4 protein-coding genes and 1 pseudogene are annotated in these 5,486 nt (G+C 42.5%); all 5 read left to right on the plus strand.

The window, feature by feature from the left end:
- Positions 1-140 (plus strand): annotated as a pseudogene (locus EI162_RS13155) (IS982 family transposase); the annotation flags it as partial.
- 58 nt (positions 141-198) lie between these two features.
- Positions 199-870, plus strand: coding sequence for an RdgB/HAM1 family non-canonical purine NTP pyrophosphatase (gene rdgB / locus EI162_RS13160; RefSeq protein WP_225735340.1), 672 nt, complete (start codon positions 199-201; stop codon positions 868-870).
- A gap of 524 nt (positions 871-1,394) precedes the next feature.
- The gene (tig, locus tag EI162_RS13165) at positions 1,395-2,738 is read left to right on the plus strand and encodes a trigger factor (protein WP_192524773.1); all 1,344 of its coding nucleotides are present in this window, start codon (positions 1,395-1,397) and stop codon (positions 2,736-2,738) included.
- Between the two features lie 502 nt (positions 2,739-3,240).
- Positions 3,241-3,918 (plus strand): ATP-dependent Clp endopeptidase proteolytic subunit ClpP, encoded by a 678-nt coding sequence (gene clpP / locus EI162_RS13170; RefSeq protein WP_413038395.1) that lies wholly within the window; start codon positions 3,241-3,243, stop codon positions 3,916-3,918.
- A 127-nt stretch (positions 3,919-4,045) separates the two neighbouring features.
- A complete protein-coding gene (gene clpX / locus EI162_RS13175) occupies positions 4,046-5,320 on the plus strand; it encodes an ATP-dependent protease ATP-binding subunit ClpX (RefSeq protein ID WP_192524774.1) in 1,275 nt (424 codons plus the stop codon).
- Positions 5,321-5,486 lie beyond the last annotated feature (166 nt).

Consider the following 5,486-nt stretch of genomic DNA (forward strand, 5'->3'; position numbering starts at 1 on the left):
TACAAAGGGTACGAGCAAGAGATTTATGGCATTTGTCTCATCGATTGATTCGTAAGATTCTGTCACATAATCTATGCTTTGTACTCAACAAAAAACTTGGTAACCCGCCTCTTCAGTTTGAGTTGCTTATTTCAAGTTGAGAGTGGGGTTTAAAACATAAAATACTTCTTAATAAACAACCAATGCTGGACGGACACTATGAGTACGACGAGCGCAAATGAAGCCTATTCACAGGCCACACCATCGAGCCAAGCAGCAGCCGCTAATCAATGGGTGCTTGCCAGTAACAATAAAGGCAAACTTGCTGAGTTTAAAAGACTGTTTGATGACGCCAATTTAAACGTCACCATCGTCCCGCAAGGTCAGCTTGATATCGATGATGCGATTGAAGATGGGCTGAGCTTTATAGAAAACGCCATTATCAAAGCGCGACATGCCAGCCGAGCCAGCGGACTACCAGCGATTGCGGATGATTCAGGGATTTGTGTACCCGTACTGGGCAACGCACCGGGTATTTACTCTGCGCGCTATGCCGGTGAGCATGGTAACGATGACAAAAATAATGCCAAGCTTATTGCTGACTTACAGCCCATTCGCGATGCGCAGACTAACGAACCGATTAAAGGGCTATTTGTTTGTGTATTGGCCATGGTTCGTCATGCCGATGATCCGCTACCGATTATCGCGCAAGGATTGTGGCACGGTGAGATTTTAGAGACGCCCCATGGTGAGGGCGGCTTTGGCTATGATCCGCTGTTTTGGTTGCCAGAGCTGCAAGCGACTGCTGCCAGCTTGAGCGCTGCTGATAAAAACCGCATCAGTCATCGTGGACAGGCGATTGAGCAATTATTGGCGCAGCTGCCTTTATAGGTGTAATGGACTATAAATGTAATATAGCCGTTCCACTATAAAAAAATACAGTACTACTGGGATAAATTTTGCGTAGCCTCTGTCTGCGCAGGCACAGCAAGCAAGCAAGAAAAATTTGTCCCAGTAACACGTGATAATATTTGTACTTATTTTATTTAGGACTGACTATAGATTTAAATTCACTTGACCGTAAACAGATAATTTTTACTTTAATAAACAGATAGATTATACTGTTCTACTTTTAAAATTTTGCTGAAAGCCGTTATTTGCCTGCATAATTGAGCAAAAAACGTTATTATGCGACCTATTAACGCTTTATTATTGATATTTGTAGTGTCTATTAAGATAAATAGCTTCGCTTTTTAGTATCATTTAGTGCCCGCGGTAATGACTAAAGGCATTGACTACCGAGCTGCTAGCTACCGATGTCCCCTATTTATTCCAACGGCAATCGACAGTAAGCGCCCGTATTTTGGGGCACGATTGCCTATTATTTATTATTTAATCCTAAAGGTGTAATGAACATGGCTACAGATTTACAAGTCACAACCAACAAGCTTTCTAATAAAGAAACTCAGCTAACGGTTAAAGTGCCCGTTGAAAAAATCCAAAACAAAGTTGAAGGCCGTATTCGCCAAGTTGCGAAAACTGCCAAAATTGACGGTTTCCGTAAAGGTAACGTTCCAATGTCACATATCCGTTCACAGTACGGTGCTGGCATTCAACAAGAAGTGATCAACGATGTGATCCGTGATACGGTCTTTGAAGCGATCAAATCTGAAGACATCCGCGCCGTTGGTATGCCTAACATCGACGACGTAAAACTTGAAGATGATTTCTTAGTTTATCAAGCGACTGTCGAAATCTTCCCAGAAGTTGAAGTTCAAGGTATCGATGAAATCGAAGTTGAGCGTCACACTGCGACGGTTAACGAAGAAGACGTCGACACCATGATCGAAAACCTACAAAAGCAACGTGAAGAGTTCGTCGAGAAAAAAGGCATGGCGGCAAAAGACAACCAAGTAACCTTTGATTTTGAAGGTACAATCGACGGTGAGAAATTTGAAGGTGGTTCATCTGAGGACTTCAAACTGGTCATCGGTAGCAACCAAATGATTCCAGGTTTTGAGACTGGCATTAAAGGCATGAAAGCTGGCGAAGAAAAAGTCATCGACGTGACCTTCCCAGAAGATTACCAAGCTGAAAACTTGGCTGGTAAAGAAGCACAATTCAAAATCAACGTAAAACTGGTCGAAAGATCTAAATTGCCTGAAATCAACGAAGAGTTCCTTGAGCTATTCGGCGTAACAGAAGGCGGTGTTGAGAAGTTAAAAGAAGACGTGCGCAAAAACATGGAACGCGAAATCAAAAACGCAGCACGTAGCCAAGTGAAACAAGCGACTTTTGACGCACTACTAGAAAAGAACGAGTTTGACGTACCGAACGCCATGCTAGAGCAAGAAATTGAGCGTCAGCGCAACATGATGATGCAGCGTTTTTCTCAGCAGTTTGGTGCCAATGCTGATAGCTTCGATAAAGACATGCTGCCAAACGAGCTGTTCGAAGAACAAGCGTTACGTGCTGCCCGTCTTGGCATCATCGTTGCTCGCGTTATCGACACCAAAGGCTTAGAAGTCGATCAAGAGCGCGTTGAAAGCTTCATCAAAGAAGCCGCTGAAAACTACGAAGATCCAGCAGAAGTCATCGAGTACTATACCAATGATAAACAGCAACGCGCTAACATTGAGTCTGTGGTACTAGAAGACCAAGTGGTTGATTATCTAATCGAGCAAGGTAAAGTGACGGACAAAGAAGTCAGCTACCAAGACTTGCTAGCCGCTCAGCAACAGCAGCAACAAGCGATGTAAATTCTTAAGAGATAACTTCTTAGGAGCTAACTTTGCAAATTGCCATTAATTGGTAGATAGCTTAGCTTGAACCAAAAATGCCCTAACACATTGTTAGGGCATTTTTATTGGTACTCTGACAAAGGGTCAAGGCTATCTTTATAAACAGTTTATAGCTGAGCCCCTTGATAAATGTGTACAGACGCCTTATTAATAGGGAGTCACTCATATTATTAAGAACACTCATGTTATTAATACAAAGTCATTTTTCACATTAAAACGTTACTATTACTCTAATAAAAAAGTTACCATTGGCTCAATTATTTTTTTGCGGCTATTGTTAGTAGGCATTATTATTGGCGACTTTCAATATTAACTGCCTTTTATTGGCCTTGATAATTTTTATTAGCGGATAGGTTTTATTACAAGCCAGCAATGTTTACAATGATAACCACCAATAAAAATTTAGCCAGCAGCTAACCTTAATCCCTTTATTCTATATACTTATAAACAGGACATCTTTATGACAGATTATGATCGCATCACTGCCAACCCGCATTTTGATATGCTCATGAGTGCGCATGACAATGTACAAAGCACGACTCAAGCCGCATTAGTACCGATGGTGGTTGAGCAGTCATCTCGCGGTGAACGCTCGTTTGATATCTTTTCGCGCCTATTGCGTGAACGCGTTATCTTTTTGACCGGTCAAGTCGAAGACCATATGGCCAATCTAATCGTCGCTCAATTATTATTCTTAGAAGCAGAAAACCCTGACAAAGACATTCATTTATACATCAACTCACCAGGCGGCTCAGTGAGTGCTGGTTTAGCGATTTTTGATACCATGAACTTTATCAAGCCAGAAGTATCGACTATCTGTATGGGCGGCGCTTATAGCATGGGTTCATTCTTGCTTGCGGCAGGTGAAAAAGGCAAACGTTATGCGCTAGCCAACTCTCGCGTGATGATTCATCAGCCTTCAGGCGGCGCGCAGGGTCAAGCGACAGATATCGAAATTAACGCGCGTGAAATTCTAAAAACACGTGCCCGTTTAAATGAGATTTTAGCTGAGCGTACGGGTCAACCAGTAGAGAAAATCGAAAAAGACGTTGAGCGTGATTTTTGGTTGGATGCTAAAGAAGCCAAAGAATATGGTTTGGTTGACGAAGTATTAGAGCGCCGCCCTGCTTCTTTATAATTACTGTGATGGTAGACGTATAAGAGCAGAAGCCTTGATAAGCATCAAGCGCCTTAACGATATACATTTTGGCCTTGATGTCAATAATCAGAATACTTGTGAGTTTTAAATTTTAGGAGCGCCTTTTATGGCAGAAGATAACACCCCGCAGTGCTCGTTTTGCGGCAAAGCCAAAAGCGATGTACAGCAGCTGATTGCCGCCGACGATGCCAATATCTGTAATGAATGTATCGAGCTATGTACCGATTTAATCGCTGACAGCGCCGAAGACGGTGATGATGATAGCGAAATCGATACCTCTTGGGTCAATAAAAAGCTACCAACGCCAAAAGAGTTGCGTGCCAAACTTGATGAATACGTCATCGGACAGGATGCTGCCAAGAAAGCATTGGCGGTTGCGGTTTATAACCACTATAAGCGTCTAAAAGTTAGCCAAACCTTAGCCAGCGATAGCAAAAAAGCCAAAATTGGCGCTGACGATGCAATGATTGAACTAGCCAAAAGTAATATTTTGCTGATTGGTCCAACAGGTTCTGGTAAAACATTACTGGCACAAACTTTAGCACGTCTGCTAGATGTGCCTTTTGCGATGGCGGATGCGACAACTTTGACCGAAGCGGGTTATGTCGGTGAAGACGTTGAAAACATCGTTCAAAAGCTATTGCAAGCATCAGACTATGATGTGAGCAAAGCCGAACAAGGTATCATCTATATCGATGAGATTGATAAAATTAGTAAAAAAGGTGACAACCCGTCTATCACCCGTGACGTATCAGGCGAAGGCGTACAGCAAGCTCTGCTAAAGCTTATCGAAGGCACCGTTGCTGCTATTCCGCCTCATGGCGGTCGTAAGCATCCACAGCAAGAGCTGATCCAAGTTGATACTAGCAATATCTTAATCATCGTTGGTGGCGCGTTTGCAGGTCTTGATGCTGTCATTCAACAGCGTACAGAAAAAGGTGGTATTGGTTTTAACGCCGATATCAGCTCAAAAGATGACAGTAAACGCAGCTCAGATTTGCTACAGCAAGTTGAGCCAGAAGATTTGATCAAGTTTGGTCTTATCCCTGAGCTGATTGGTCGTTTGCCAGTACTGGCTGCGCTACAAGAGCTTGACGAAGAAGCCTTGGTACAGATTCTCACTGAACCAAAGAACGCTTTGGTAAAACAGTATAAGTATCTGTTCGATATGGAAGGGGCTGATATTAGCTTTACTCAAGAAGCCCTCGATGCCATCGCTAAAAAAGCCATGGAGCGTAAAACAGGGGCGCGTGGTTTGCGCTCTATCGTTGAAAACGCGCTACTTGAAACCATGTACGAGCTACCATCAATGAAAGATGCTAAGACCGTCATGGTTGATGCAGAAGTAATTAATGAAGGTAAAACACCTAAAATTGATTAATGCATGGTTGGATTAAAACAGTCCGTTATTCATTGGCTGTTCTATTAAAAAAGCGTCTGGCATCATGCTAAGACGCTTTTTTTACGCTTGATTTTTCTCATTTTTTATTACATCTTAGATTAACACATGAAGTGCAATACCAAATGCGAGGTGAAAAAAAGACCTA

The organism is Psychrobacter sp. FME6, assembly GCF_014861365.1.
Taxonomy (GTDB): domain Bacteria; phylum Pseudomonadota; class Gammaproteobacteria; order Pseudomonadales; family Moraxellaceae; genus Psychrobacter.

Coding starts and splice junctions, on each gene's coding strand:
- clpX (WP_192524774.1), top strand. CDS start 4,046: ATGGCAGAAGATAACACCCCGCAGTGCTCGTTTTGCGGCAAAGCCAAA.
- rdgB (WP_225735340.1), top strand. CDS start 199: ATGAGTACGACGAGCGCAAATGAAGCCTATTCACAGGCCACACCATCG.
- clpP (WP_413038395.1), top strand. CDS start 3,241: ATGACAGATTATGATCGCATCACTGCCAACCCGCATTTTGATATGCTC.
- tig (WP_192524773.1), top strand. CDS start 1,395: ATGGCTACAGATTTACAAGTCACAACCAACAAGCTTTCTAATAAAGAA.